This is a genomic window from Candidatus Pelagibacter sp. Uisw_127, assembly GCF_047722515.1.
In the GTDB taxonomy this organism is placed as follows: domain Bacteria; phylum Pseudomonadota; class Alphaproteobacteria; order Pelagibacterales; family Pelagibacteraceae; genus Pelagibacter.
This window is the reverse complement of the sequence record NZ_CP159815.1, coordinates 535,804-559,494: the sequence shown is the minus strand read 5'-3', so window position 1 is coordinate 559,494 and position 23,691 is coordinate 535,804. Positions and strand designations below refer to the sequence as shown.

The 23,691-nt window shown below is 28.9% G+C and carries 31 protein-coding genes and 1 tRNA gene; 4 read left to right on the top strand and 28 right to left on the bottom strand.

The features are described 5' to 3' along the window. The first annotated feature begins 19 nt into the window (after positions 1-19). On the top strand, positions 20-310 hold the full coding sequence (locus tag ABXT65_RS03105; protein WP_415324090.1) for a chorismate mutase: 291 nt from the start codon (positions 20-22) through the stop codon (positions 308-310). A 2-nt stretch (positions 311-312) separates the two neighbouring features. On the opposite strand, the gene rpmG is transcribed toward ABXT65_RS03105, so the two are convergent. Genes rpmG through ABXT65_RS03075 form a run of 6 tightly spaced genes read right to left on the bottom strand, consistent with a single transcriptional unit; the run spans position 313 to position 2,854 of the window. Beyond that, complete coding sequence (gene rpmG, locus ABXT65_RS03100; protein ID WP_415304745.1) at positions 313-504, bottom strand: 50S ribosomal protein L33; 192 nt, start codon at positions 502-504, stop codon at positions 313-315. 1 nt (position 505) lies between these two features. Next, positions 506-883, bottom strand: a complete 378-nt coding sequence (locus tag ABXT65_RS03095) for a MerR family transcriptional regulator (RefSeq protein WP_415324089.1) — start codon at positions 881-883, stop codon at positions 506-508. After that, a complete protein-coding gene (locus tag ABXT65_RS03090) occupies positions 873-1,175 on the bottom strand; it encodes an integration host factor subunit alpha (RefSeq protein WP_415324088.1) in 303 nt (100 codons plus the stop codon). The genes ABXT65_RS03095 and ABXT65_RS03090 overlap by 11 nt, the downstream gene beginning before the upstream one ends. After that, entirely contained in the window at positions 1,175-2,179 is a 1,005-nt protein-coding gene (gene plsX, locus ABXT65_RS03085) for a phosphate acyltransferase PlsX (protein WP_415324087.1), read from the bottom strand. The genes ABXT65_RS03090 and plsX overlap by 1 nt, the downstream gene beginning before the upstream one ends. A gap of 17 nt (positions 2,180-2,196) precedes the next feature. Continuing rightward, entirely contained in the window at positions 2,197-2,379 is a 183-nt protein-coding gene (gene rpmF / locus ABXT65_RS03080) for a 50S ribosomal protein L32 (protein ID WP_011282128.1), read from the bottom strand. A 7-nt stretch (positions 2,380-2,386) separates the two neighbouring features. Then, positions 2,387-2,854, bottom strand: coding sequence for a ubiquinol-cytochrome C chaperone family protein (locus tag ABXT65_RS03075; RefSeq protein WP_415324086.1), 468 nt, complete (start codon positions 2,852-2,854; stop codon positions 2,387-2,389). On the opposite strand from ABXT65_RS03075, the gene bamE reads away from it, so the two are divergent. Beyond that, entirely contained in the window at positions 2,853-3,317 is a 465-nt protein-coding gene (gene bamE / locus ABXT65_RS03070; RefSeq protein WP_415324085.1) for an outer membrane protein assembly factor BamE, read from the top strand. The genes ABXT65_RS03075 and bamE overlap by 2 nt on opposite strands. 6 nt (positions 3,318-3,323) lie before the next feature. On the opposite strand, the gene ABXT65_RS03065 is transcribed toward bamE, so the two are convergent. The 11 genes from ABXT65_RS03065 to ABXT65_RS03015 form a co-directional block, all read right to left on the bottom strand. After that, positions 3,324-5,429 (bottom strand): sodium-translocating pyrophosphatase, encoded by a 2,106-nt coding sequence (locus ABXT65_RS03065; RefSeq protein WP_415324084.1) that lies wholly within the window; start codon positions 5,427-5,429, stop codon positions 3,324-3,326. Between the two features lie 90 nt (positions 5,430-5,519). Next, positions 5,520-6,479, bottom strand: coding sequence for a thiamine-phosphate kinase (gene thiL / locus ABXT65_RS03060; RefSeq protein WP_415324083.1), 960 nt, complete (start codon positions 6,477-6,479; stop codon positions 5,520-5,522). After that, positions 6,472-6,876 carry a transcription antitermination factor NusB gene (locus tag ABXT65_RS03055; protein WP_415324082.1) on the bottom strand — a complete coding sequence of 135 codons (405 nt, stop codon included), beginning with the start codon at positions 6,874-6,876 and terminating at the stop codon, positions 6,472-6,474. The genes thiL and ABXT65_RS03055 overlap by 8 nt, the downstream gene beginning before the upstream one ends. Further along, positions 6,876-7,265 carry a 6,7-dimethyl-8-ribityllumazine synthase gene (ribH, locus tag ABXT65_RS03050; protein WP_415324081.1) on the bottom strand — a complete coding sequence of 130 codons (390 nt, stop codon included), beginning with the start codon at positions 7,263-7,265 and terminating at the stop codon, positions 6,876-6,878. The genes ABXT65_RS03055 and ribH overlap by 1 nt, the downstream gene beginning before the upstream one ends. Then, positions 7,265-8,365, bottom strand: a complete 1,101-nt coding sequence (gene ribB / locus ABXT65_RS03045; protein WP_415324080.1) for a 3,4-dihydroxy-2-butanone-4-phosphate synthase — start codon at positions 8,363-8,365, stop codon at positions 7,265-7,267. Before ribB ends, ribH begins: the two co-directional genes overlap by 1 nt. After that, on the bottom strand, positions 8,352-8,945 hold the full coding sequence (locus ABXT65_RS03040; RefSeq protein WP_415324079.1) for a riboflavin synthase: 594 nt from the start codon (positions 8,943-8,945) through the stop codon (positions 8,352-8,354). The genes ribB and ABXT65_RS03040 overlap by 14 nt, the downstream gene beginning before the upstream one ends. Position 8,946: 1 nt before the next feature. Continuing rightward, the gene (gene ribD, locus ABXT65_RS03035; protein WP_415324078.1) at positions 8,947-10,053 is read right to left on the bottom strand and encodes a bifunctional diaminohydroxyphosphoribosylaminopyrimidine deaminase/5-amino-6-(5-phosphoribosylamino)uracil reductase RibD; all 1,107 of its coding nucleotides are present in this window, start codon (positions 10,051-10,053) and stop codon (positions 8,947-8,949) included. Then, positions 10,034-10,492, bottom strand: coding sequence for a transcriptional regulator NrdR (gene nrdR / locus ABXT65_RS03030; RefSeq protein WP_415324077.1), 459 nt, complete (start codon positions 10,490-10,492; stop codon positions 10,034-10,036). The genes ribD and nrdR overlap by 20 nt, the downstream gene beginning before the upstream one ends. Next, positions 10,492-11,802, bottom strand: coding sequence for a serine hydroxymethyltransferase (glyA, locus tag ABXT65_RS03025; RefSeq protein WP_415324076.1), 1,311 nt, complete (start codon positions 11,800-11,802; stop codon positions 10,492-10,494). Before glyA ends, nrdR begins: the two co-directional genes overlap by 1 nt. A gap of 2 nt (positions 11,803-11,804) precedes the next feature. Continuing rightward, positions 11,805-12,230: a ribose 5-phosphate isomerase B gene (gene rpiB / locus ABXT65_RS03020; RefSeq protein WP_415324075.1), complete on the bottom strand. Its 426-nt coding sequence runs from the start codon at positions 12,228-12,230 to the stop codon at positions 11,805-11,807. A 1-nt stretch (position 12,231) separates the two neighbouring features. Next, the gene (locus tag ABXT65_RS03015) at positions 12,232-12,873 is read right to left on the bottom strand and encodes an aspartyl/asparaginyl beta-hydroxylase domain-containing protein (protein ID WP_415324074.1); all 642 of its coding nucleotides are present in this window, start codon (positions 12,871-12,873) and stop codon (positions 12,232-12,234) included. Between the two features lie 73 nt (positions 12,874-12,946). Between ABXT65_RS03015 and hemB the strand changes: the two genes are divergently transcribed. Next, positions 12,947-13,936: a porphobilinogen synthase gene (gene hemB, locus ABXT65_RS03010; protein ID WP_415324073.1), complete on the top strand. Its 990-nt coding sequence runs from the start codon at positions 12,947-12,949 to the stop codon at positions 13,934-13,936. 1 nt (position 13,937) lies between these two features. Here hemB and recO read toward each other — a convergent pair whose 3' ends face one another. The 10 genes from recO to dapA are packed head-to-tail and all read right to left on the bottom strand — an operon-like array spanning position 13,938 to position 21,281. Further along, positions 13,938-14,618 carry a DNA repair protein RecO gene (recO, locus tag ABXT65_RS03005; protein WP_415324072.1) on the bottom strand — a complete coding sequence of 227 codons (681 nt, stop codon included), beginning with the start codon at positions 14,616-14,618 and terminating at the stop codon, positions 13,938-13,940. Then, entirely contained in the window at positions 14,615-15,283 is a 669-nt protein-coding gene (gene rnc, locus ABXT65_RS03000) for a ribonuclease III (protein ID WP_415324071.1), read from the bottom strand. Before rnc ends, recO begins: the two co-directional genes overlap by 4 nt. Further along, on the bottom strand, positions 15,283-16,020 hold the full coding sequence (gene lepB / locus ABXT65_RS02995) for a signal peptidase I (RefSeq protein WP_415324070.1): 738 nt from the start codon (positions 16,018-16,020) through the stop codon (positions 15,283-15,285). Before lepB ends, rnc begins: the two co-directional genes overlap by 1 nt. Then, complete coding sequence (gene acpS, locus ABXT65_RS02990) at positions 16,017-16,403, bottom strand: holo-ACP synthase (RefSeq protein ID WP_415324069.1); 387 nt, start codon at positions 16,401-16,403, stop codon at positions 16,017-16,019. Before acpS ends, lepB begins: the two co-directional genes overlap by 4 nt. 2 nt (positions 16,404-16,405) lie before the next feature. Next, complete coding sequence (locus ABXT65_RS02985; RefSeq protein ID WP_415324068.1) at positions 16,406-17,125, bottom strand: pyridoxine 5'-phosphate synthase; 720 nt, start codon at positions 17,123-17,125, stop codon at positions 16,406-16,408. Beyond that, the gene (gene pyrE, locus ABXT65_RS02980) at positions 17,122-17,709 is read right to left on the bottom strand and encodes an orotate phosphoribosyltransferase (RefSeq protein ID WP_415324067.1); all 588 of its coding nucleotides are present in this window, start codon (positions 17,707-17,709) and stop codon (positions 17,122-17,124) included. The genes ABXT65_RS02985 and pyrE overlap by 4 nt, the downstream gene beginning before the upstream one ends. Next, complete coding sequence (locus ABXT65_RS02975; RefSeq protein WP_415324066.1) at positions 17,666-19,423, bottom strand: bifunctional (p)ppGpp synthetase/guanosine-3',5'-bis(diphosphate) 3'-pyrophosphohydrolase; 1,758 nt, start codon at positions 19,421-19,423, stop codon at positions 17,666-17,668. The genes pyrE and ABXT65_RS02975 overlap by 44 nt, the downstream gene beginning before the upstream one ends. A 19-nt stretch (positions 19,424-19,442) precedes the next feature. Then, positions 19,443-19,964, bottom strand: coding sequence for a 2-amino-4-hydroxy-6-hydroxymethyldihydropteridine diphosphokinase (gene folK / locus ABXT65_RS02970; protein WP_415324065.1), 522 nt, complete (start codon positions 19,962-19,964; stop codon positions 19,443-19,445). Then, positions 19,930-20,400: an SsrA-binding protein SmpB gene (gene smpB, locus ABXT65_RS02965; RefSeq protein WP_415324064.1), complete on the bottom strand. Its 471-nt coding sequence runs from the start codon at positions 20,398-20,400 to the stop codon at positions 19,930-19,932. The genes folK and smpB overlap by 35 nt, the downstream gene beginning before the upstream one ends. Next, positions 20,400-21,281: a 4-hydroxy-tetrahydrodipicolinate synthase gene (gene dapA / locus ABXT65_RS02960; RefSeq protein WP_415324063.1), complete on the bottom strand. Its 882-nt coding sequence runs from the start codon at positions 21,279-21,281 to the stop codon at positions 20,400-20,402. The genes smpB and dapA overlap by 1 nt, the downstream gene beginning before the upstream one ends. A 41-nt stretch (positions 21,282-21,322) precedes the next feature. Here dapA and ABXT65_RS02955 point away from each other — a divergent pair, with 41 nt between their 5' ends. After that, positions 21,323-23,536, top strand: coding sequence for a lytic transglycosylase domain-containing protein (locus ABXT65_RS02955; protein WP_415324062.1), 2,214 nt, complete (start codon positions 21,323-21,325; stop codon positions 23,534-23,536). On the opposite strand, the gene ABXT65_RS02950 is transcribed toward ABXT65_RS02955, so the two are convergent. After that, a tRNA-Ser gene (locus tag ABXT65_RS02950) sits at positions 23,537-23,627 on the bottom strand. It abuts the gene before it with no gap. Positions 23,628-23,691: the final 64 nt, after the last annotated feature.

The window sequence follows — 23,691 nt, the reverse complement described above, 5'->3', positions numbered from 1 at the left end:
TTATTAACCAATTGATTAAATGTCGCCAACAAATAAAAAAAAATTATCAGTAATAAGAATTAAGCTAGATAAGCTTGATAATGAATTGCTTAAATTAATAAAAAAAAGATCTAATTTGGTAAATGAAGTTTTAAAAGTAAAAATACATAAAAAAGAGATAATTGATCAAAAAAGAATAAATTTCATACTTAAGAAAATTAAGGAAAAATCAATACAATTAAATATAGACCCAAAGATTACAAATAGAATATGGAAAAATATGATTTGGTCTTTTATTGATTATGAAAAAAGGAACTTTAAAAAAAAGTAATACTATTTACTATGTGGAGGTAACTTCTTCTCTACAAACATTTCATGTTTTCTGGTAGCAGGATTATACTTCTTTGCTGATAATTTAACTTTAGCTTTTTCTCCACCAGCTGGTTTTTTAACATAATAAAAATATGGACTATCAGGTTTAGCTTCTGGTACCAGTCTAACTTTAACGTGCGTTTTTTTTGCCATATTATTTTAAATTTTTTATTTGTTTTATTAAATTAGAAATCTTCTTAAGTTTAATTTTTATATTATAGTCAGCATTTATAGAATTATTTGGTAATTCGTCAAGTTTTAAAGATTTATCAGAATTAAGAACTTTTTTTGCACCATTAATTGTCATTCCTTGATCTTTGAGAAGATATTTAACTTTCTTTAACACCTCTATTGTATCGTTATTATAGTATCGTCTATTACCGTTTAAGATATTTGGCTTAATTTGCTTAAATTCTTTTTCCCAAAAACGAATGGTGTGTGTATTTAATGTCCCTTTTTTTTCATTAACAAGATCAAGAATTTTTGCAACCTCACCTATGGACTTATAAGCTTTATTACTTTTATGAATCATTCTTAGAATTTACTAAATCTTTAAATTCTTTAGAAGCTTTAAATAAGACTACATCTCTGTCTGATATGGTTTTTTCTTCTTTAGTTTTGGGGTTTCTACCAATTCTGCTTTTTTTTGAACGTATGGAAAAAGTACCAAATTTTGATAATTTCAATTTTTTTTCAATTTTTAAATTTTCAGCTACCGTATAAAAAAAATCATCTATTAAATTTTCTGATATACTTTTAGAAAAACCAATTTGCATATAAACAGAGTTTATTAAGTCTTTTTTAGTTAAATTAATTCTAGGCATTAGTTTATGTTATTTCTAATTTTTTCAATTAAATTACCACTTACAACTCTAGTGCAAACACTCAAAGAATTAGAAAAGCCAATATAGTCAGTGCCCCCATGGCTTTTTATTACTGGTGAGTCTAGACCAATAAATATAGCACCATTATATAATCTTGGATCAAATTTTGCTTTAAATTTCTTTAAACTAGAAATATTTAATAAGGATGAAATTTTACCAATTAAATTGCCAGTCATGGTTTTTTTAAGTTCCCCTGTAATAAAAGTTGCTGTTCCTTCAGCAGTTTTTAATGCAACATTACCAGTGAAACCGTCGGCAACAATAACATTTACATCTCCATTCATTAATTGATTGCCCTCTATATAGCCCTTAAATTCAAAGTCGTGGTTATCTCTGATATTTAATTGCTGATATGTTTCTTTAATCACTTCATTGCCTTTAAACTCCTCAGATCCTATATTTAATAGGGCAACTTTTGCATTATCCTTTGGATACAGTGACTTAAATAATGAAGAACCCATTATTGAAAAATCAATTAAATTTTTTGGACTACACTCAATGTTGGCTCCTAAATCTAAAACGACACTCATCCCTTTTTTATTTGGCCATAATGCTGATAAAGCTGGCTTGTCTATATTTTCAATCATTTTAAGATTAAGCTTAGAAATCACTAGCAAAGCTCCAGTGTTACCTGCTGATATTACTACATCTGATTTTTTTTCTTTAACACTTTGGATTGCAAGCCACATACTTGTATTTTTTCCACGCTTAGCACCCTCTAATGGGCTATCAATGCCCTTAACAATATCCATTGTATGAATTATTTCAAAAGAAGAATTTAATAGATTGCTATTAATATGAGGAAGAATTTTGTCCTTATCACCAAAGATTTGATAAAATGAATTTTTATTATCTTTAAAATGATGAATAATACCATCAACGACTTTTTTTGGTGAACCATCACCACCCATTGCATCGACTGCAATTTTTATTATTTTGTTCATTTATAAAATTGAGTTTATTATTCTTTGGGGTCTAAAACTTGTCTACCTCTGTACATACCAGTTTTAAGATCCAAATGATGAGGCAGCCTGTATTCACCAGATTTTTTATCCTCAACAATATTTGTAGATTTGAACTTCATATTCTGAGCTCTTCTCATTCCAGTTCTTGACGGGGATTGTTTACGTTTTGGTACAGCCATAATAAAATTACTGTTTAATTACACCTTTTATATGAGAAGTTAAAGTATTATTTTCTAAATTCAAACGATATTTTTCAAAATAATCTGCTAAATGTTCGGTATTTATAGCGTTATCTAGAAAAACCTTTAGCATAGATATTCTAGATTCTTTTGTTAAACCATCCCAATCATGAATTTTATCAATCATCCCATAAAATAAATTTAAATAATCTTTCATTTTTTTATTTATTGATTGGTCACCATAGCCAATTTCTCTGATACTCAACTCAACTTGTCTAAAAATATAATCATATATTTCCTGTAAGAGCTTTTTATCGTTATTTTCTTTATAAATTTTTAGAAAAAAAGCAAAATGGAGAAGAAAAAAAATTAATCTATCTGAAAATGTGTCTTGATTTTCAAAATCTTGATATAATTCTTTATTTCTAGTTAATTTAACTAAATTATTGTAAATATTTATATAATTTTTATTCATGAAAAATTTATTTATATTCTTATTAATAGCATTATTTTTTTCTGCTTGTAGCCTTAAAAAAGTAACAAAACACCACGGTGTTCATTTTTTAAATAAAAAACAAGAAAAACTTACTGTGAATCAATCAAATAAAAATGATATATTAAAACTGTTGGGTTCCCCTTCGTCCAAAAGTACTTTTGATAATGATATCTGGATTTATATTGAAAGAAAAACTGCTCAATCATCTCTAATAAAACTTGGTAAAGAAGCAATTTTTCTAAATAATGTGTTAATTTTAGAAATTAATAGTATGGGCATGTTAGAAAAAAAAAAATTTCTAGATCTAGATGATATGAAGGATATAAAATTTGCAGAACAGACTACAGAAAATCAATATAAGAAAAATACATTCATATATGATTTTCTTTCAAGTATGAGGCAAAAAATTAATGATCCTTTAGGAAAAAGAAAAAGGAATTAAAAACTTTTAACCCGCTATAACAGCCAATAGTAATAAAGCTACAATATTTGTAATTTTAATCATTGGGTTAACAGCAGGACCAGCTGTATCTTTATAGGGATCTCCAACAGTGTCTCCAGTAACAGCAGCCTTATGTGCTTCAGAACCTTTTCCACCATGATGACCATCTTCAATATATTTTTTAGCATTATCCCATGCTCCGCCACCAGCAGTCATTGACACAGCAACAAATAGTCCTGTAACGATTACACCTAACAACATAGCACCAACAGAAGCTAAAGCTTCTGCTTGTCCACCTATCGAAAGTATAACAAAATATAAAACTATTGGAGATAACACTGGTAATAGTGAGGGTATAACCATTTCTTTAATTGCAGCTTGAGTTAATAAATCAACAAGTTTTGCATAATCAGGCTTCTGTGTACCCTTCATAATTCCTGGTGATTTTTTAAATTGTCTTCTAACTTCAACAACAACAGCTCCACCAGCTCTTCCAACAGCTTGCATACCCATCGATCCAAATAGATATGGAAGCATTCCACCTATCAACAATCCAACAACAACATAAGGATTAGTTAAGTCGAAAGTAACTTCAATGTTATATAGTTTTGAACCTTCTATTTTAGCAAAGTGCTTAATATCTTCTACGTAAGCAGCAAATAAAACTAGCGCTCCTAAACCAGCAGAACCAATAGCATAACCTTTGGTCACAGCTTTTGTGGTGTTACCTACCGCATCTAACGCATCTGTAGTTTTTCTTACACTATTTGGCAATTTAGCCATTTCAGCAATACCTCCAGCATTATCTGTAACTGGTCCGTATGCGTCAAGAGCAACAACCATTCCAGCTAAAGCTAGCATTGTAGTTACAGAAATTGCTATACCATAAAGTCCAGCTATTGAGTTTGTGGCTAAAATTCCACCTACAATAATCAAAGCAGGTATCGCTGTTGCTTCCATAGAAACAGCCAATCCTTGAATAACATTAGTCCCATGTCCAGTTGTTGACGACTTTGCAATACTTCTTACTGGTCTGTATTCTGTTCCAGTATAGTATTCAGTAATCCAAATTAATAGGCCAGTAATAACTAAACCAATAATTCCACAATAGTATAAACTCATACCAGTAAAGCTTTTGCCGTTTACTGTATACTCACTTGCAAAACCAATTACATAGTCAGTTACAGGGTATAAAATTACTAATGAGGAAACTGCAGAAACAACAAATCCTTTATATAAAGCATTCATTACATTTTTACTTTTTCCAAGCTTAACAAAGTAAGTTCCTAGAATTGATGTTAAAATACAAGCTCCACCAATTGTTAAGGGATAGATCATCATATTCATATCACCAACAAAAAATATCGAAGATAAAACCATTGTTGCAACTATAGTCACTGCATAAGTTTCAAATAAATCAGCAGCCATACCAGCACAATCACCAACATTGTCACCGACATTGTCAGCTATTACTGCTGGGTTTCTAGGGTCATCCTCAGGTATTCCTGCTTCAACTTTACCGACTAGATCAGCACCAACATCAGCACCTTTTGTAAAAATTCCGCCACCTAATCTTGCAAAAATTGATATTAGTGAAGCACCAAAACCTAATGCAACTAATGCATTAACAACTTCTCTATCGTCAATACCCATTTTTAATAAGATATAATAATAAACTGCTATAGCTAATAGAGCTAAACCAGCAACAAGCATTCCAGTTACAGCTCCAGATTTAAAGGCGACAGCAAGTCCGCTAGCCAAACCTTTTCTTGAAGCTTCTGCTGTTCTAACGTTAGCTTGAACTGAAACTAACATTCCCACATATCCAGCAATACCAGATAGTGTTGCACCAATAAAATAACCAAGGCCAACTAATGGACTAAACACCCAACAAACAATAACCAAAACAACAACTCCAACCACGGCTATTGTTTTATATTGTCTTGTCAGATAAGCCTTTGCACCAATTTGGATTGCAGATGCAATTTCTTGCATTTTAGCATTTCCCGCACTTGAATTAAGAATATTTAAACCAGTAAAGAAACCATAAACGATTGCTAGTGATCCTGCTGCTATGGTGTAAAGTAATATTGTTTCTATAAGTGAGTTCATGATGCCTTTTTAGTTGTTTGGTTGTTAAAAATTTTATTATTTAAAGTCCGGACAATACAAAAAAAGCAATAAAAGGCAATATTTAACTTTCTAAAACTTATGAAAATAACCTTTGTTTTTAAGGGTAATTTTCACGTTTTTATCATCAATAATGGATGGTTTTTCAACATGGCTTTGGATTGAACCAATTTTTGTAATCTTAACTCTATAATTAGATGCTATTTTTTTTATGATTCTTGTCTTATTTTTAGAGGCTGTAAATAATACCTGATAATCGTCACCATTCGAAACATAGTTAATCTTGGGTAGATTTTTAAGATCAAGTATCTTTTTAAGATTGTTTGAAATTGGAATGTCATCTAAAAAAAGTTTGTAAGACAATTTTTGATTATTAATCATTTTATCAAGGTCTGCTAATAGTCCATCGGAGATATCAATTGAGGTATTCGCAAATTTCTTGATTTGTTCAGCTAATTTTAATTGAATATTTGGCATAAAATATTGATTAGTAAAATATTTTTTTAATCGGTGATTAAGTTTAAGTTTATTTTTTAAAACCAATAAACCTAAGTAACTATCACCTAAATTTCCAGAGACGTAAATATCATCATTAATTTTAGCTTTGTTCCTATAAATGATATTATTAGAGTAACCAATTGAGGTAATTGTAAAACTTAACTTATTTGAAAAAACAGTGTCTCCACCACTTAAAAATATCTTATATTTATTTTGTTCTTGATTGAGTGATTTACTAATTTTTGATAAATTAGATTTAGAAAAACTTTTTTTATTACCCGATCCTGAAACAAAATAATATTTTGGCTTAACACCTTTGCAAATAAGATCTGATATTGATGATCTAATTATTTTTTTAATAACTAAATCAGGTTTTTTAAAATTTATAAAATGATTACCCTCAATATATGTATCAACAGAAACTACTAATCTATTTCTTTTATCAAAAAAAACATCATCATTTAAATTTAGAGAACTCGGTGATTTTTTAGAAAGTTTTTGAAAATAATTTTTTATTAATTCAAATTCATGCATTAGTAGTTCTTATTTTTTTTGCTATCTTATCTAATATGGCATTCAAATATTTTGTTTGACCATCTTCTAAAAAAAAATTTGATGCATCAAGGTATTCCTTAATGATTATTTTAGTTGAAATTTTAGGTTTGTATAAGAACTCAAATATAGCTGATTTTACTATTACTTGAAAAACCCTATCTAAACTAGTTAACTGTAAGTCTTCACTTAAATATTTTTTAACTTCATCTTTGATAACCTCATCCCTTTCGATTGTTCCTAAAACAACATCTTTAATGAATTTTTTAAATCTATGTTTTGAAAACATTAAATCCGCCTCATCATTAAAAAACTTACCATAAAGTTTTTGTATAATAATTACTCTAGGACTTTGATTGGGGTTGTATGGGGTTCTCATTATTTTTGTAAAAGAACGGATATTACAGCCTCAGCTGCTTCCCTCCCCTTTTTTTTTCTAACCATTGCTTGTTTCATGTTTAAACAGGTAATAATTCCATTACCTATTGGTTTTCTATTTTCTATAGATAGTTTCATAATTGCATCCGTGGAAGATTGCGATATAAAATCAAAATGTGGTGTTTGACCCTTTATAACGCATCCAAGAGCTAAGAAACCGTCATATTTTTTGATATTTTTTGATATTGTAACTGGTATTTCAAAGACACCTGGCACAATGATAGTTTTTATTAAACTAGATTTTGGCAAAATCGTGATTGCACTATTAAGTAGACCTTTGGCTATGTCTTTATAATAATTGGCAATAACTATTAAATATTTTTTTTTCATTAAATAATTTCCTGCTTGGTAATCTTTATATCATAACCCTCTAAACCAATAACTTTTTTAAGAGATTTGGTAATTAATATCATATTTTTTATCTTCAAATCTTTGATTATTTGAGCACCGATACCGTAATTTCTTATAAGTTTATCATTACCTTTTTTGTAGAAATCTTTATTCTTATAATCTTTAAGTGTTTGTGTAACAGATTTTAAATTTGTATCTTTAATAAACACCAAAACACAATTATTAAATTTTTTAAAGTAATTCAAAGTTTTATTAAATGAATTTGGCAATTGTTGATTAATTAAATAATTTTGTATTGCATTTGATGAAATTACCCTAACTCTTGGTATTACACCTTTTTTTATATTTCCTTTGATTAAAGCAAAGTGTTCAGAGCCATCTAAAAGATTTTCATAAATTCTAATTTTATATTTTTGATTTTTAACTTCAATATCAGATCGTTTTTTAAGCTTAATTAATTTTTCTTTTTTTAAACGGTATGCGATTAGGTCTTCAATCTTACCTATTTCTAAATTATGTTTTTTTGCAAAATTAAATAGGTCTTGGCCCTTTGCCATAGTGCCATCTTCATTCATTATTTCACAAATTACTGCTGAATTATTTTTTTTAGCCAATTTTGATATATCGACAGATGCCTCTGTGTGACCAGCTCTAACCAGAACACCTCCATCTTTAGCAATAATGGGAAAAATATGACCAGGTGATACAATTTCATTTTTGTTTACATTTTTCTTTGATGCAATCTTTATTGTTTTAGCCCTATCCTTTGCAGATATGCCTGTGGTTATTCCTTTTTTAGCTTCAATCGATACAGTAAATGCAGTTTTGTTTCTTGATTGATTTACTGGAGACATTAAAGATAAATTTAATCTCTTAGATTGAACACTATCCATGGCCAAACATATTAATCCTCTGCCAAACTTTGCCATAAAATTAATATTTTTAGCATTAGAGTCTGTTGTGGAAATTATTAAATCACCTTCATTTTCTCTTTTTTCATCATCAACTAAAATGAACATTCCACCTTTTTTTGCAATATTAATGATGTTTTCGATTGATGTGTAATTATTTTTTTTCATTAAAATAATTTCTAACGTATTTAGATAGGATATCTATCTCTATATTAACTGTACTATTTTTCTTTAATGTTGATAAATTTGTAAGTTTAAATGTATGTGGAATAACCCATATTTGAAAACCTTTTCTTGTTAACTTAGAAATTGTAAGAGAAATACCATTTACACAAACTGATGCTTTTTCAATTAAGTTTATCCTCTCTTTTTTAACAATCTCCAATTCAAATAAATAAGATTTATCAATTATTTTAATATTTGAAATTTTACCAACAGTATCAATGTGACCTTGACAAATATGACCAGATATTTTTTGACCATACTTTAAAGGCAATTCAAGGTTAATTTTATCTTTAACTTTTAAAAACTTAAATTTTGATCTCTGAATAGTCTCATCGGAAAGGTAGAATTCCATTACTTTTCCAGAAATGGTTATTAATGTTAAGCAAACACCATCACATGAAACTGAAACTCCAATATCTTTCTTTATTAATTTTAAGTCTGATTTTACAAAAATATTAATGCCTTTGGGTCTTTTTTGAATTTTTGTAATTACCCCTTGATTAAATATTATTCCATTAAACATATTATTTTTTATAGATTGTAATTGAATCTTTTCCTAATTTTGTTTTAATTTTTTTTTTATTTCTATATTTTTGTGACAAGTCTTTAAAGCAATTAAAGTCTTTATAAGCTACTAATTTTGATAAATTTTTGGAACTTTTAAATAGATAAAACTGATTAAATAATTTCTGTTTAATAATATTTTTAGATAAATCATTACCACCCTCAACAAGCAGGTTTCTACAACCTAGGTTATAAAGCTTCTTAAGAATTACCTTAATATCAAAATGTCCATTTTTTGATAAATTAGACTTTATTAAACAAATACGCTTTTTTTTAAAGACTGAAATCTTTGCCTTGATAGCATTTTTATAAAAAATGATGGTATTGTTCTTATTAGCAGTTCTAAAAATATAAGAGTTGGTATTCATTTTCAATTTATTATCTAAAATAATTCTTTTTGGTGAAAATTTATTCAAACCCTTAAGTCTACAATCTAACTTGGGATTATCTTGATTCAAAGTTTTATATGAAATCATCAATGAATCATTTTTATACCTTAAAAAATGTGTCAATTTATCTGAATGAATATCTGTAATTCTTTTTGCCCCCTTGCTATAAATTAAATAATTTTTTGACATAGCAATTTTACCAGTAACATAAGGTATTTTATTTTTTCTATTAAAAAAATAAGTCTTATAAAAATCAGTTATCTCTTCATGAAGTAAACCTTTTTTAACAATAATATTTTTTGACTTTAAAATTTTAAGACTTTTTCCTTTAACTTTTTTATCAATATCATTTACAGAGTAGATGATTTTACTTATATTATTTTTAATAATTTCTTTAGTACAAGGTGGTGTTTGTCCATAATGATTACACGGCTCAAGTGTTACATACATAGTTGAACCTTCTAAAGTTTCATTAGAATTTTTAATTGCGTTATATTCTGCATGTGGTCTTCCTTTATAACCAGTTTGTCCTATGGAAATAATCTCATCATTTTTAACAATCACACACCCTACAGATGGGTTTTCACCTGTAAGTCCATGTCTTACACTTGCTAAAGTTAAAGCAAGACTCATATATTTTTTATCTTTTTTTGAAAATTTATCTTTTCTTGTAGACATCTAATTTGTCCACGAATTGTACGAAATCTTTTTCTTCTCTAAAATTCCTATAAACTGATGCAAACCTAACATAAGCAACAGGGTCAAGCTCTTTTAAACCTTCCATAACCATGGTTCCTATGATATTTGAAGAAATTTCGCTCTGTCCAAGTTCTTCTAAAGCCCTTGAGATTTTGCTTATAAATTTTTCTGCGGTTTCAGTATCTATCGGTCTCTTCTTAAGGGCAATATAAATTGATTTTGACAGTTTATCTCTATCAAAAGATGATTTTCTTCCATTCTTTTTAACAACCATTATTTCTCTAAACTGAACTCTCTCAAATGTGGTGAATCTTGCACCACACACACAAAGTCTTCTTCGTCTTATTGCTGTTCCATCCTCTGTAGGTCTAGAGTCTACTACTGATGTTTCACCTTTCTTACAAATTGAACAAATCATTATTTTAAATTTTTATATATTGGAAAAGATGAGGTAAGTTCTATAACTTCATTTCTAACCTCTTCTTCAATTTTACTATTATCACTGGGGTTTTCAGACAAACCTTTAACAACTTTAGTTATTAACTCACCAACTTTTTGAAATTCTTTTAATCCGAAACCTCTTGTGGTTGCTGCTTGAGTTCCTAGTCTTATCCCTGATGTGATCATTGGTTTCTCTGAATCAAAAGGTATTCCATTTTTGTTACAGGTAATATTAGCATTAGAAAGACTTTCTGCAGCTGAATTACCCTTAACATTAAAAGGCCTTAAATCTACAAGCATTAAATGTGTGTCTGTGCCATCGGAATAAATTTTAAATCCATTATTTTTAAGTGTCTCCGATAAAATTTTAGCGTTTGCTAAAACAGATTTTATATAAATTTCAAAATCAGGTCTTAATGCTTCCAAAAAACCTGCGGCTTTAGCTGCAATGATGTGCATTAAAGGTCCACCTTGATAACCAGGAAATACCGCTGTATTAAATTTTTTGGCAAGATCTTCTTGATTTGTTAAAATAATTCCACCTCTTGCACTTCTAAAAACTTTGTGTGTTGTGGAGGTTACAACGTGGGCATATTCACAAGGGTTAGGATAGCCTTTACCAGCAACTAAACCAGAAAAGTGAGCCATATCTACCATTAGATAGGCTCCAACTTTATCCGCAATTTCTCTAAATCTTTTAAAATCAATTACTCTAGAATAAGCACTTCCACCAGCAATTATAAGTTTGGGCTTATGTTCTAAAGCAAGTTTTTCAACATTATCATAATCAATAAGTTCGGATTGTTTATCAACGTCATAACCTATTGCATTGAACCACTTACCCGACATTGATATTTTTAATCCGTGAGTAATGTGACCCCCAGAGTTTAAACTCATACCTAAAAATGTATCACCAGGGTTTAATAAAGCTAAGAATACAGCTCCATTAGCTTGGGCTCCTGAATGAGGCTGAACATTCGCAAACCCGCAATTAAATAATTTTTTAAGTCTCTCAATGGCTAAGTTTTCAGCAACATCAACGTGTTCACATCCGTTGTAGTATCTTTTTCCAGGATATCCCTCGGCATATTTGTTTGTTAAAACAGAACCTTGTGCTTCTAGAACGGCTTGTGAAACAATATTTTCAGAAGCAATTAATTCAATATGTTGCTGTTGTCTCTTTAACTCATCACCGATTGCTTTGTGTAGTTCTGGATCAGTTACCGATAAACTATCCTCAAAAAAACTTTTATAACTATCGTTTAAATAATTTTTTTCACTAGACATAATTAAATTTTTTTAATTCTTTTTGCGTGTCTACCACCTTCAAATTTTGTATCTAAAAAAACACTGACGCAATTTAAAGCATTTTTATTAGTAAGTAGTCTTGAACCTAATGTAATGATATTTGCATCATTATGCAATCTTGATAATTTTGTAGATTTTAAATTAAAACATTGGGCGGCTCGTATATTTTTGTGTCTATTTGCAGCAATATTCATACCCATCCCTGAACCACAAATTAGTATCCCTGCATGATTATTATTGGTCTTAACTTTTTTAGCTACTTTATGAGCATAATCAGGATAATCAACCTTATCATCATTATACGGACCTAAGTCTGCATATTTGATATTTTTTTTATCTAAATGAAGTTTGATTATCTCTTTTAGTTTATAACCAGCATGATCGGATGATAAGAATATTTTTTTCAAACTAATTAAACTTATAATCTAAAACACATGCAACTAAATGAACTCTATTTTCTTCACCCCCATTAAAAGCATTGTGATATTTTGTATTATTAGTAACCCACACAGATCCATCTGCGGGCATATGTTTCGCAACATTGTCTATAACCATCAAACAACCAGGATTTGTAATTAACGGTATATGCAACCTTGGCTCTGGATCTCTATGCCAACTTAATGTTGACCTTGGCTCTTTTAATAAAATTCTCATTCTACCCAACTTATATTTTGAAGAAAGAACATCAAAAACTTCTTTAAAGTAAGTATTTTCATAATCTCTTATAAATTCAGAATAAGCAGATTCATCAATTGGAACATCTCTAGTAACTTCTTTTCCTGATTTGTCTGGTTTTGTCCAATATGAACCTCTAGCTTTACTTCCTTTTATTGAATCTGGATCTCCAGGAATTTGATTTAAACAAATTGCTCCAAAATGAGCAATACCACCACCATCGTCATATTTTCTTGTTTGAATAATCTGATTATAAGCTTCTTGGAGTTTGTTGATGTCGAATTGAATATTTTGTTTTTGAAAATCACTAAAATTTAAAACTTTTTCCTCTTTTTTCAAATTTATATTTATAACGTTTTTATTATTTGAGTTCATGTAAGTTGTTTTCTAACTATTTTAATATATATTTGTATAATACATTTGTCGCATTTTAAAAGTAGATTTAAACATGATTACAGGAAATTACCCAAATTTAAGGCTTAGAAGAAGTAGAAGGCAAGATTGGTCTAGAAGACTGATTCAAGAAAATAGCCTTTCTGCAAGTGATTTTATATTGCCTATATTCTTGATAGATGGAAAGAATACAAAACAATCAATCAAAACAATGCCAGATGTATACAGATATTCAATAGATAAACTTGGGATGATTGTTGATAAAGCAATCAAAAATAAAATACCTATGGTTGCATTATTTCCCCATACAAAAAAAACAATGAAAAATGAGATTGGAACTGAATCTCTAAATGAAGACAATCTTGTTTGCAAAGCTATTCAATATATTAAAAAAAGATACAAAAATGAAATTGGTATTATGTGCGATGTAGCTTTAGACCCCTACACTTCACATGGACATGATGGCTTGATAAAATCAGGCTACGTTTTAAATGACGAAACTATTGAAGTCTTAATAAATCAATCGTTGTTACAGGCTGAAATTGGTTGTGATGTACTGGCACCATCAGACATGATGGATGGAAGAATTGGTAAAATAAGAAAAGCATTAGATAAAGAAGGTCACGAAATGGTTCAAATACTTTCTTATGCAGTTAAATATGCCTCAAGTTTTTATGGCCCTTTCAGGGATGCCGTTGGCTCAAAGGGTTTGTTGAAAGGTAATAAAAAAAACTATCAAATGGATTTTAGAAATAGCAATGAAGCTATTAGAGAGGTTGCTTTAGACATCAAAGAAGGTGCAGACATGGTTATGGTTAAGCCAGGAATGCCCTATCTAGATATAATTAAAACTGTCAAAGATAATTTTAAAATTCCAGTATTGGCTTACCAGGTATCTGGTGAATACAGTCTTCTTAGCAACAGTATCCAAAAAGGCTTAATTGATAAAAACTCTGTTCTAGAGAGTTTGATTGCGTTTAAAAGAGCTGGTGCAAGTGCAATAGTAAGCTACTACGCTGATAGAATTAATAATCTAATTAAATAAATCATTTTAAAAGATTAACAAAATGAGTTCTAGAGTTTGGTAAATTAAGATTATTAGGCTTTAAAATACTTTTTTCAAGATAATCAGTAACAAGCTTTAAGCCTTTAAGTAAATTTTTTAAATCAACATTTTCATAATTTTCATCTATTAAAAAATTTGGAATAATCTTTTTTTCAGTTGATGATTTTACAAAATAATTAATTTTGTCATCTATAACTTCTTTTTCAACCATATTTTTTAATTCAAGATCATAACCTAGTAGTTTAAGTAACTCTAATTCCCAAAAAATATACTCCTGTATCCAATTATCCAAAGTTAGTAGATCAAAAAATTTATCAATTAAGAGAAATATTTCTTTGTTAGATTGAGCTTCAGCTGTAAGAAGTTTTATCAAATGCATAGCAGAAGAGATGCAGGATAGCTTTTGATTTTCGTCAAAGTAAAGTGGCGTTAAAGCTTTTAAAATTTCTATTTTGAAATATCCAATTCTAGTAGGGCTTTTTGTGTTATAATTAACGTGGATTTTATTGCCTATTTGTAGATAATTTTTAATTTTCTTTGATGTTCCACCAAAGATTATTCCTGATATTTTTCCATGGTTTTCTGTAAAAACTTCAGCGATTATTGAGTTTTCACTATACCGATTTTTAGAAATTAAATATGCGCTATCATCCCAATTCATTTTTTTAAAACACCTTCAAGACATAGGGTTGCTGCATTTTGTTCTGCATCTTTTTTTGAGGCACCCTGAGCTGTGAAAAAATTAGTATCTTTTAATTTTACTGCAACTTTGAATAATGGTTTATGTCGAGGACCCGTATTAGATATTAATTTATAAATAGGTAAAACTTTAAAGACTTTCAGTGAGTGCTCTTGGAGTTTTGTCTTAGAATCAATCTGGGTTACAACACTTGCGGTAATATGCTCACTCCATAAATTAAGAACAAATTTTTCAGTAAAATTTAAGCCCTTATCAAGATAAATTGCACCAATTAATGCCTCTAAGCAGTCCGCAATAATCTTATCTTCAATTACAATCTTTTTACTTTTGGGGTTAAAAACTAAAATATATTTTTCTAATTCTATTTTTTTTGCAATTTCTAAGCATTTTCTTTTATTCACTAATGATGCAAACTTTTTATCTAATATTCCCTCCTTCTCTTCTGGGTAAATTTCTAATAATTTTTTTGCAATAATTAGTCCTAGAACTCTATCTCCTAGAAATTCAATCTTTTCGTTGTTATTTTTTGAGTCATGGCTTTTATGAGTTAAGCTTTTTATTAAAATTTTAGAATCTGTGAACTTAAGCTTTAATTTTTTTTCAAGATTTGTAGAGCTTATTTTCATTAATTAATTCTCTTAAAAAATCTATCAAATCTAATTGTTTTATGCCATTTCCAAAAATAAAAAATGCTACCAATTCTAAAATCAGATGAGAAAAAAATAAATTGGGCCTTGCCAACTAAATTATCTTCATGAACATAACCTACACTAGTTAAGTATCTACTATCTTTTGAACAATCTCTATTATCCCCTAAAAAAAAATAATGTTTTTCTGGAACGTTAAAAACATCAGAATTTTGAAAACTATAATTTTTTAAATATACTGTATTATGGATTTTTCCATTAGGAAGTTTTTCCTCAAATGTATTAACTTCGATAGTTTGCTTGCCACAATAAATAATATCAGTTTTAGAAATTCTAGATTTCAGTATTTGATTGTTGTTTAAAAATATATCACCACTGATGAATTGAATTGTGTCTCCAGGTAAGCCTACTAATCTTTTAATATAATCAGTTCTGTTATCTGCTGGCGTCTTAAAAACTATTACATCACCAGCTTTTGGTGAATTTGAAAATATTCTACCTTTAATAATCGGCGGACTAAATGGAAACGAGTGCTTACTATATCCATATGAATATTTTGTAACAAACAACCTATCTCCAATTAACAAAGTTGGTTCCATTGAGGATGAGGGGATATAAAAAGGTTGGATAAAGAGCGATCTTATAACAATCGCTATAACTAAGGCATAAAAAATTGTTTTGATATTATCAATTATAATATTTTTATCTATTTTCATTTTTTTTGTAAAATAACGTAGGCAATAGAATATTTTTTTTCATCCGAAATTGATAGAAAGAAAGTAAATGAAATTATTTTAAATTGTTTTTTAACAATTTTTTTAATTTTTTCATTAATTACGAAAGATGGTTTGCCAAGTTTATCATTAACTATTGATATATCATTATAGTTAAGATCGTTTCTAAAGCCAGTTCCAATAGATTTTGCAAAGGCTTCTTTAGCAGCAAATCTTTTTGAATAGTAACCTTTTTTATCTCTTATCTTATTTGCAATTAAAATTTCTGAATCAGAAAATATACGTTTAATAAAAAGTTTATTTTTTAATAATTTACTGATTCTAGAATTTTCAACAATATCTACACCTATGCCTAATATTTTCATTTTTATGTATTAGATATCTTTTTAAATCTTCTAATCGTGTTTTTTAAACCGTGGACTATAGATTCACCTATAATGAAATGACCTATGTTAAATTCCTCAATTTCTTTAAGTTTAGATAAAATAGCAGTAGTTTTGTAATCAAGTCCATGACCAGCATGAACTTCGATTCCAATTTTTTTTGCAAGTTCGCAGCACTTCTTAATTTTATTGTATTCGTAAATATAATTTTTTTTACTCTTAACTAAATTTGAAATTTTTCCAGTATGTAGCTCTACACAGTCAACATTCAATTCTTTAGCAATCTTGATATCATTTAAATTAGGGTCAACAAATAAACTTGTTCTAATTTTATTTTTGTTGAATTTATCAATAATTTTTCTAATTTTATTTAAGTTTTTTGATAAGTTTAAACCACCTTCAGTAGTTACTTCTTTTCTATTTTCTGGAACTAGACAGATAAAATTGGGTTTATTTTTTAGAGCTATCTTTAATATATCTTCATTCAATGAAATTTCTAAATTAGTTATAATTTTTTTATTTTTACAAATTTTAAGAACATCTGAATCTCTTATGTGTCTTCTATCTTCTCTTAAATGTATTGTAATAGAGTGAGCCCCACATTCCATGGCATGCTTAGCAATAGTAAAAGGATCGGGGTGAGATGAACCTCTTGCATTTCTAACTGTTGCTACGTGGTCAATATTAACACCTAGTCTTTTCATTTTATAAATCTACTCCCAGGTACTGTAATGGGTATTTTTTTGAGTGCCACTGGAAGGTTATTTTTTTTAAATGTGGGAACATCAATTTTCATATGTGAAATAATATTTTTTTTTATCTTTAAAGATTTTTTGGTTGATCTATCTATGATTGATGCAAATCCAATAAGTTTAGCGCCTGCCTTAGTAATCAATTTTACACACTCTAAACCTGATTTACCTGTTGTTATAACGTCTTCAATGATAAGAACTTTTGAATCTTTTTTAATATGAAAGCCTCTTCTTAATATAAATTTACCATCAACCCTTTCACAAAATATAGTTTCTTTCTTTAGGAGTTTACCAATTTCATATCCAATAATTAACCCACCCATTGCAGGGGCTAAAATTAAATCTATAGACTTAAAATTTTTTTTAATTTTTTTAGCTAGTGAAGAGCAAACATCTTTTGCTAAATGTGGAAAACTTAACAATTTTGCACATTGAATATATTTTGGGGAATGCAATCCTGAAGAAAGTACAAAATGACCCTCTATAAGTGCGTTAGTTTTTTTTAAAATATTTAAAGATTTTTCGTGTGAAAGCATTACGTTCCTTTAACCAGTTATCCTCGTGTCTAATGATTTTAAATTTTATCTCCTTTTGTTTTAACTCACTAATAAAATTTGTAAAGTTCTTCAAGTCCCTTATAATTAAATTAAATTTAAAATTAATATATTCTTTAGACTTTTCTTTCATTTCAACACTGGAGATATTTAGGCTATGCTCACCAAGTAAAGTTGTAATCTGACCTAGTTTTCCCGGTTTATCAGGTAGAGAAATCCATAGAGTAGTATTGTATTTTTTAATTCTTTGGGCCTTCTCTTCTCCTTTTTTATACCAATATTTTCTAATTGCTGATCTTGCTTTTCCAGTTTTTGTAACAGGTATCCAGTGCAATGAAGGTGATTTATTTTTAGAGGTAATAATATCCACGACATCTCCATTATAAAGAATACTTTGTAACTCACTATCATTACCATTAATTTTACAGGCTACAGTGCTATTACCAATTTTGGTATGAACGGCATATGCAAAATCAATTGGTGTGGCATCTTTTGGTAATTTAATTACAGACCCTTTTGGGGTGAAACAAAAGACATTTTCTTGAAACATTTGTAGTTTGGTGTACTCATAAGAGTGTTCTGGGTTTTCATTTTTATCGATAATCTCAACTAAATCAGCAAGCCAGTCATATTCTTTCCATGTTAAGGAGTTGAATTTTTCAGAAGATTTATACTTCCAGTGAGAGGCAATACCTCTTTCTGCATATTCATGCATTTGCAATGTTCTAAGTTGTATTTCAATTGGTCTTCTATTGGGTCCTATAATTGAAGTATGCAATGATTGATATTTGTTAATTTTAGGAGACGAAATGTAATCTTTAAATTTTCCTGGTATACAGTTCCATTCCTTATGAAATATACCAAGAGCTATGTAGCAGTCTTCAACGCTATCAAGTATTATTCTAAATCCAATGATATCTGAAATTTGCTCTAGTGATATTCTTTTTTTTTGAACTTTTCTCCAAATAGAAAATGGTGTTTTTTCTCTACCAATAATTTCAGCATTTATTTTGTGTTCATTTAACAATCCACTAAATTGCAATGAGATTGAATTAAAACTATTTACTTTATCATCTTTAATTTCATCCAATCTTTTCTTTATAAGTTCTCTTGCATTATTATTTAGAACTTTAAAAGATAAGTCCTCTAACTCATCTCTAATTCTATGCATACCCATTCTGTCTGCTAATGGGGCATAAATTTCCATAGTTTCTTTTGCGATACGTTCTTTTTTTTCAATTTTTGAAATTGCTTCGATTGTTCTCATATTGTGTAGTCGATCAGCAATTTTAACAAGTAGAACTCTAATATCTTTTGAGGTCGCTAAAATTAATTTTCTAAAATTTTCCGCTTTTGATGTTGATGTAGCTTGATTTTCAAAGACTGAAATTTTTGTTACACCATCAACTAAATCAGCAACTTCTTGTCCAAACTCATTCTTTATAGTTTCATAAGTAGCGTGTGTATCTTCAATGGTATCATGCAGTAGTCCTGTTGCTATCGTTGCACTATCTAGCTTTAGTTCTGTTAATATATTTGCTACAGCTATAGGGTGAATTGAATATGGGTCACCAGAATCACGTTTCTGATTTTCGTGTGCTTTAACAGCAAAATTATAAGCTTTATTTAATTTTTCAGGATTTAAAAATTTATTATATGATTTAACTTTGTTTATTAAATCTTCAGAATTAAGCATATTCGATTATAACATTAATTTATATTTGTTTAATAGACCTTAAGTCCTTAACCGGCAAAGAGTTGATCAAATTAACTATATTAATCTTAGATTTTGGATGTTTCCATGATTTATCTACTTCAAACAAGGGTAGTAACACAAAATTTCTTTTGCTCATTCGAGGATGTGGCAAAATTAATTGGCTATTGTTTTCATTTAATATCTTTTTATCATAATCGATAATATCAATATCACATGTTCTTGGTGCATTTTTTTTACCCCTAACTCTTCCCAATTTTAATTCTATTAAATTGCAAATTTTTAATAATTCAAGTGGTGTTAAACTTGTTTTTATTTTTATAATAATATTAATATAATTAGGCATAGAGGGGTCTGGCCAGGATTCAGATATATAATAAGATGAAGATCTTAAAATTTTTATTTTATATTTTTCTAATTCAACTTTAGTTATTTCAATATTTCTAATTTTACTTCCTAAATTTGACCCTATAGCTAAATAGGCAAGATTAACTAGATTTTCTGATATGTCTTGCTTTTTCACGATTCCAATCTCTATTTTTTTTAGTAGCTCTTTTATCAAATTGCTTTTTACCTTTGGCCACAGCTATTTCAATTTTAGCCTTGCCTTTTTTAAAATACATCTTCGTTGGAACGAGTGTTAAACCGTCTCTCTGCATTTTCCCAATTAATTTATTAATTTCTTTTCTATTTAATAGAAGTTTACGTTCATCCATCGGATTGTGATTTGAATAACTGGCCTGTTTGAAGGCTGCTATATGAGAATTAATCAAAACTATTTCACCATCTTTTTCTACAGCATATGAATCTGCTATATTAACATTACCCTCTCTTATTGACTTGATCTCTGATCCCTGGAGTACAATTCCTGCCTCTATTAATTCTTCAAAAAAATAATTAAAACTTGCTTTTCTATTTAAGCAAATAATTTTTAAACCAGGATTGGTTTTCTTGTTCATTAGAGTAGGTTTGCTGACACTAAGGCTTTTTTAACAGCCTCCTTAGTTCGTTCAGTAACTTTCACCAAGGGTAATCTAACATCATCATCACATAAACCTAAAAGTTTTGCAGCATATTTAACTGGACTTGGGTTGCTCTCAATAAACATGGAATTATGAATTGGCTGGAGTATCTTGTCTAACCTGGCTGCTTCTGATTTATCATGATCAGATTCTATTATTGAAGCTTTTTGAAAATTAGAACAAAGTTTTGGAGCGATATTTGCTGTTACACTGATAGCGCCTACGCCACCTCTTTTATTAAATTCCAAAGCATTATCGTCATTACCTGTAAGTTGAATAAAATCATTACCCATTTTATTTTTTTGTTGATCAACTCTATCGAGATCACCTGTGGCATCTTTGACACCTACAATATTTTTTAACTCAAACAACCTAGCCATTGTATCAACAGACATATCTATTACAGATCGGCCTGGAATATTATAAATTAGAATAGGTATACCAATCTTGTCATTAATCGCTTTATAGTGTTGGTATAAACCTTCTTGAGTTGGTTTATTATAATAAGGAGTAACAATTAAAGCTGCATTTGCACCCACTTTTTCTGCGTGAGTAGTTAGAGAAATGGCTTCTTTTGTAGAATTAGAGCCAGTACCAGCTATTACTATATTTTTTCCATTACTTTCCTTAATGCATAATTCAATAACTTTTTGGTGCTCATCATGACTTAATGTAGGGGATTCTCCTGTAGTTCCAGCAGGAACTAGGCCATTAGTTCCATTGTTAATTTGAAAATGAATGAGCTTAATATAAGCTTCTTCATCAAGCTTATCATTTTTGAATGGGGTTATTAAAGCAACGTTTGATCCTTTGAACATAAATACTTATAACATAGTTTAGAGATTCATTTAGTAAATTTATGCCTAGAAATATATTTTTTTTTATAAAATCATTATTATTAAGCTCAATAATAATGGGAAATTTGTATGCTGCTGAAATATCAATAATACCTTTAAAAAAACCTACTATAAGTGATGAATCTCAGAGTCAAAAGACATCGCAAAGTATTCTTAAGCCTAAATCTAAACCTTCCAAAAAAGTAAAAAAAATTGAAACCACAATTGTTAAAAAAGAAGTTAAAAAAATTGATTTTTTAATTCCAAAAAGTAAACCGCTAGTTTTTAAAAAATCAAAATCTATAGTTAAGGTGCAGTCAAAATATTATAGTCAAAAAGACTATACTATTGCAAAAAAATCTATTCAAGCTATGGAAAAAAGCAAGTGGTCGACAGCTTTATCCTTATCGAAAAAAGCAAAAGATAGATCTATACATAATTTTATTACTTGGAGGCACTTATTAACCACAGGTAATCAAGCTAGCTTTTATGACTATATGGCCTTTATAAAAACTAATAAAAATTACCCTAGAATTAATAGAATTCGCTACTTGGCTGAACAGAAATTATCTACTGATAAAATCTCACCAAAAAAAATAATAGATTGGTTTGATACTAATGAACCTTTAAGTGGTTATGGAAAATTAATACTGGGAGAAAGTTTTATACAAACTGGTAATATTGAAAAAGGAAAATCTCTAATTAAAGATGGATGGATAACTGCAGATCTAAATAGATCTAATATGAAATTTTTTAGAAAAAAATATAAAAAATATTTAAATGCAGATGACTATATTAAAAGAGCAGACTATTTAGCTTGGGAAGGTAAATCCTGGGACTTAAAAAGAATGTTAAGATATTTACCTAAAGACTATGAGTTACTTTATACAGCTAGACAAATTTTAATGAGTAAATCTTATGGTGTAGATAACGCTATTAAGAATGTTCCAACAAAGCTTAAAAATGATGCTGGACTAAATTATGATCGACTTAAATGGAGAAGAAAAAGAGGAAGAGTAGATGATTCTTTAGAGATTATTTTTAAAGTTAAAAATAATAAAGATTATTTAGTTAGACCAGATAAATGGTGGACTGAGAGAGCAATTATGGCAAGAGCTCTTATTTACAAGAATAAATATGAGTCTGCATACAAAGTAGCAAGCAAACACAGTCTTGATAAAAGCCCACAATTTGCTGAAGCTGAATGGATGAGTGGATGGATTTCTTTAAGTTTTTTGGATGATCCTATTTTAGCAATAGATCATTTCAATAACTTCTATCAAAATGTAAGTTATCCTATAAGTTTATCTAGAGGTGCCTACTGGCTTGCAAGAGCATATGAAAAAATTGGTGATAAAAAACAATCTCAGCAATGGTATGAAGAAGCAACTAAGTATTTAACAACATATTATGGTCAATTAGCTCATTTAAAAATTAAACCTAATGAAAAATTTGAACTTGAAGAACAACAAAAAATTACAGATGAATATAGAAAATACTTTTATAAAAATGACTTAGTAAAAATTGTTTATCTTTTAGATGAATTAAATAAAGATAAGTATACAAAAAATATTTTAAAACATATTGCTAATGATAATATTGACAGTGGTAGCGAAATTTTAGCTGCAGAACTAGCATCCAATATATCAAGATATGATTTTGCAATACAAATTTCAAAATTAGCCTCATATGAAAAAAGATTTCACAATGACTTTAACTACCCAATAATAAGCACACCTAAATATGTAAATGGTAGAAAAATACCTGAGACAGCATTTATACTTTCATTAATTAGACAAGAAAGTGAATTTGATATGACGGCTAACAGTCATGCGGGTGCACAAGGTTTAATGCAATTGATGCCTTACACTGCAAAACTAGTTTCTAAACAAGCGAAGCTTCCTTATTCAAAATCAAGATTAACATCTGATCCTGAATATAATATCAATCTTGGATCTCATTATATAGCGGGATTAATTTTACAGTATGATGGTGCCTACCCTTTTGCCACAGCCGCATATAATGCAGGTCCAAAAAGAGTTAAATATTGGAAAAAAATAAATAAAGATCCTCAAAAAAATCAAGTTGATTTTGTAGATTGGGTTGAGTTAATTAAATTTAAAGAAACGAGGAACTATGTTCAGCGTGTTATGGAAAACTATAATGTTTACAGATACATTCTGGAGAAAAAACCCATTCAAATGAAAGACTTTTTTAAAGATCATCCCTTATTTTAATGGCGGAAGCGGTGGGATTCGAACCCACGGTAGAGTTACCCCTACGGCAATTTAGCAAACTACTGGTTTAAGCCAACTCACCCACGCTTCCACTCGCATATACGATATAACCGATTGTATTGAATTTTCAATATTTATAAAGTAATTCTTGATTT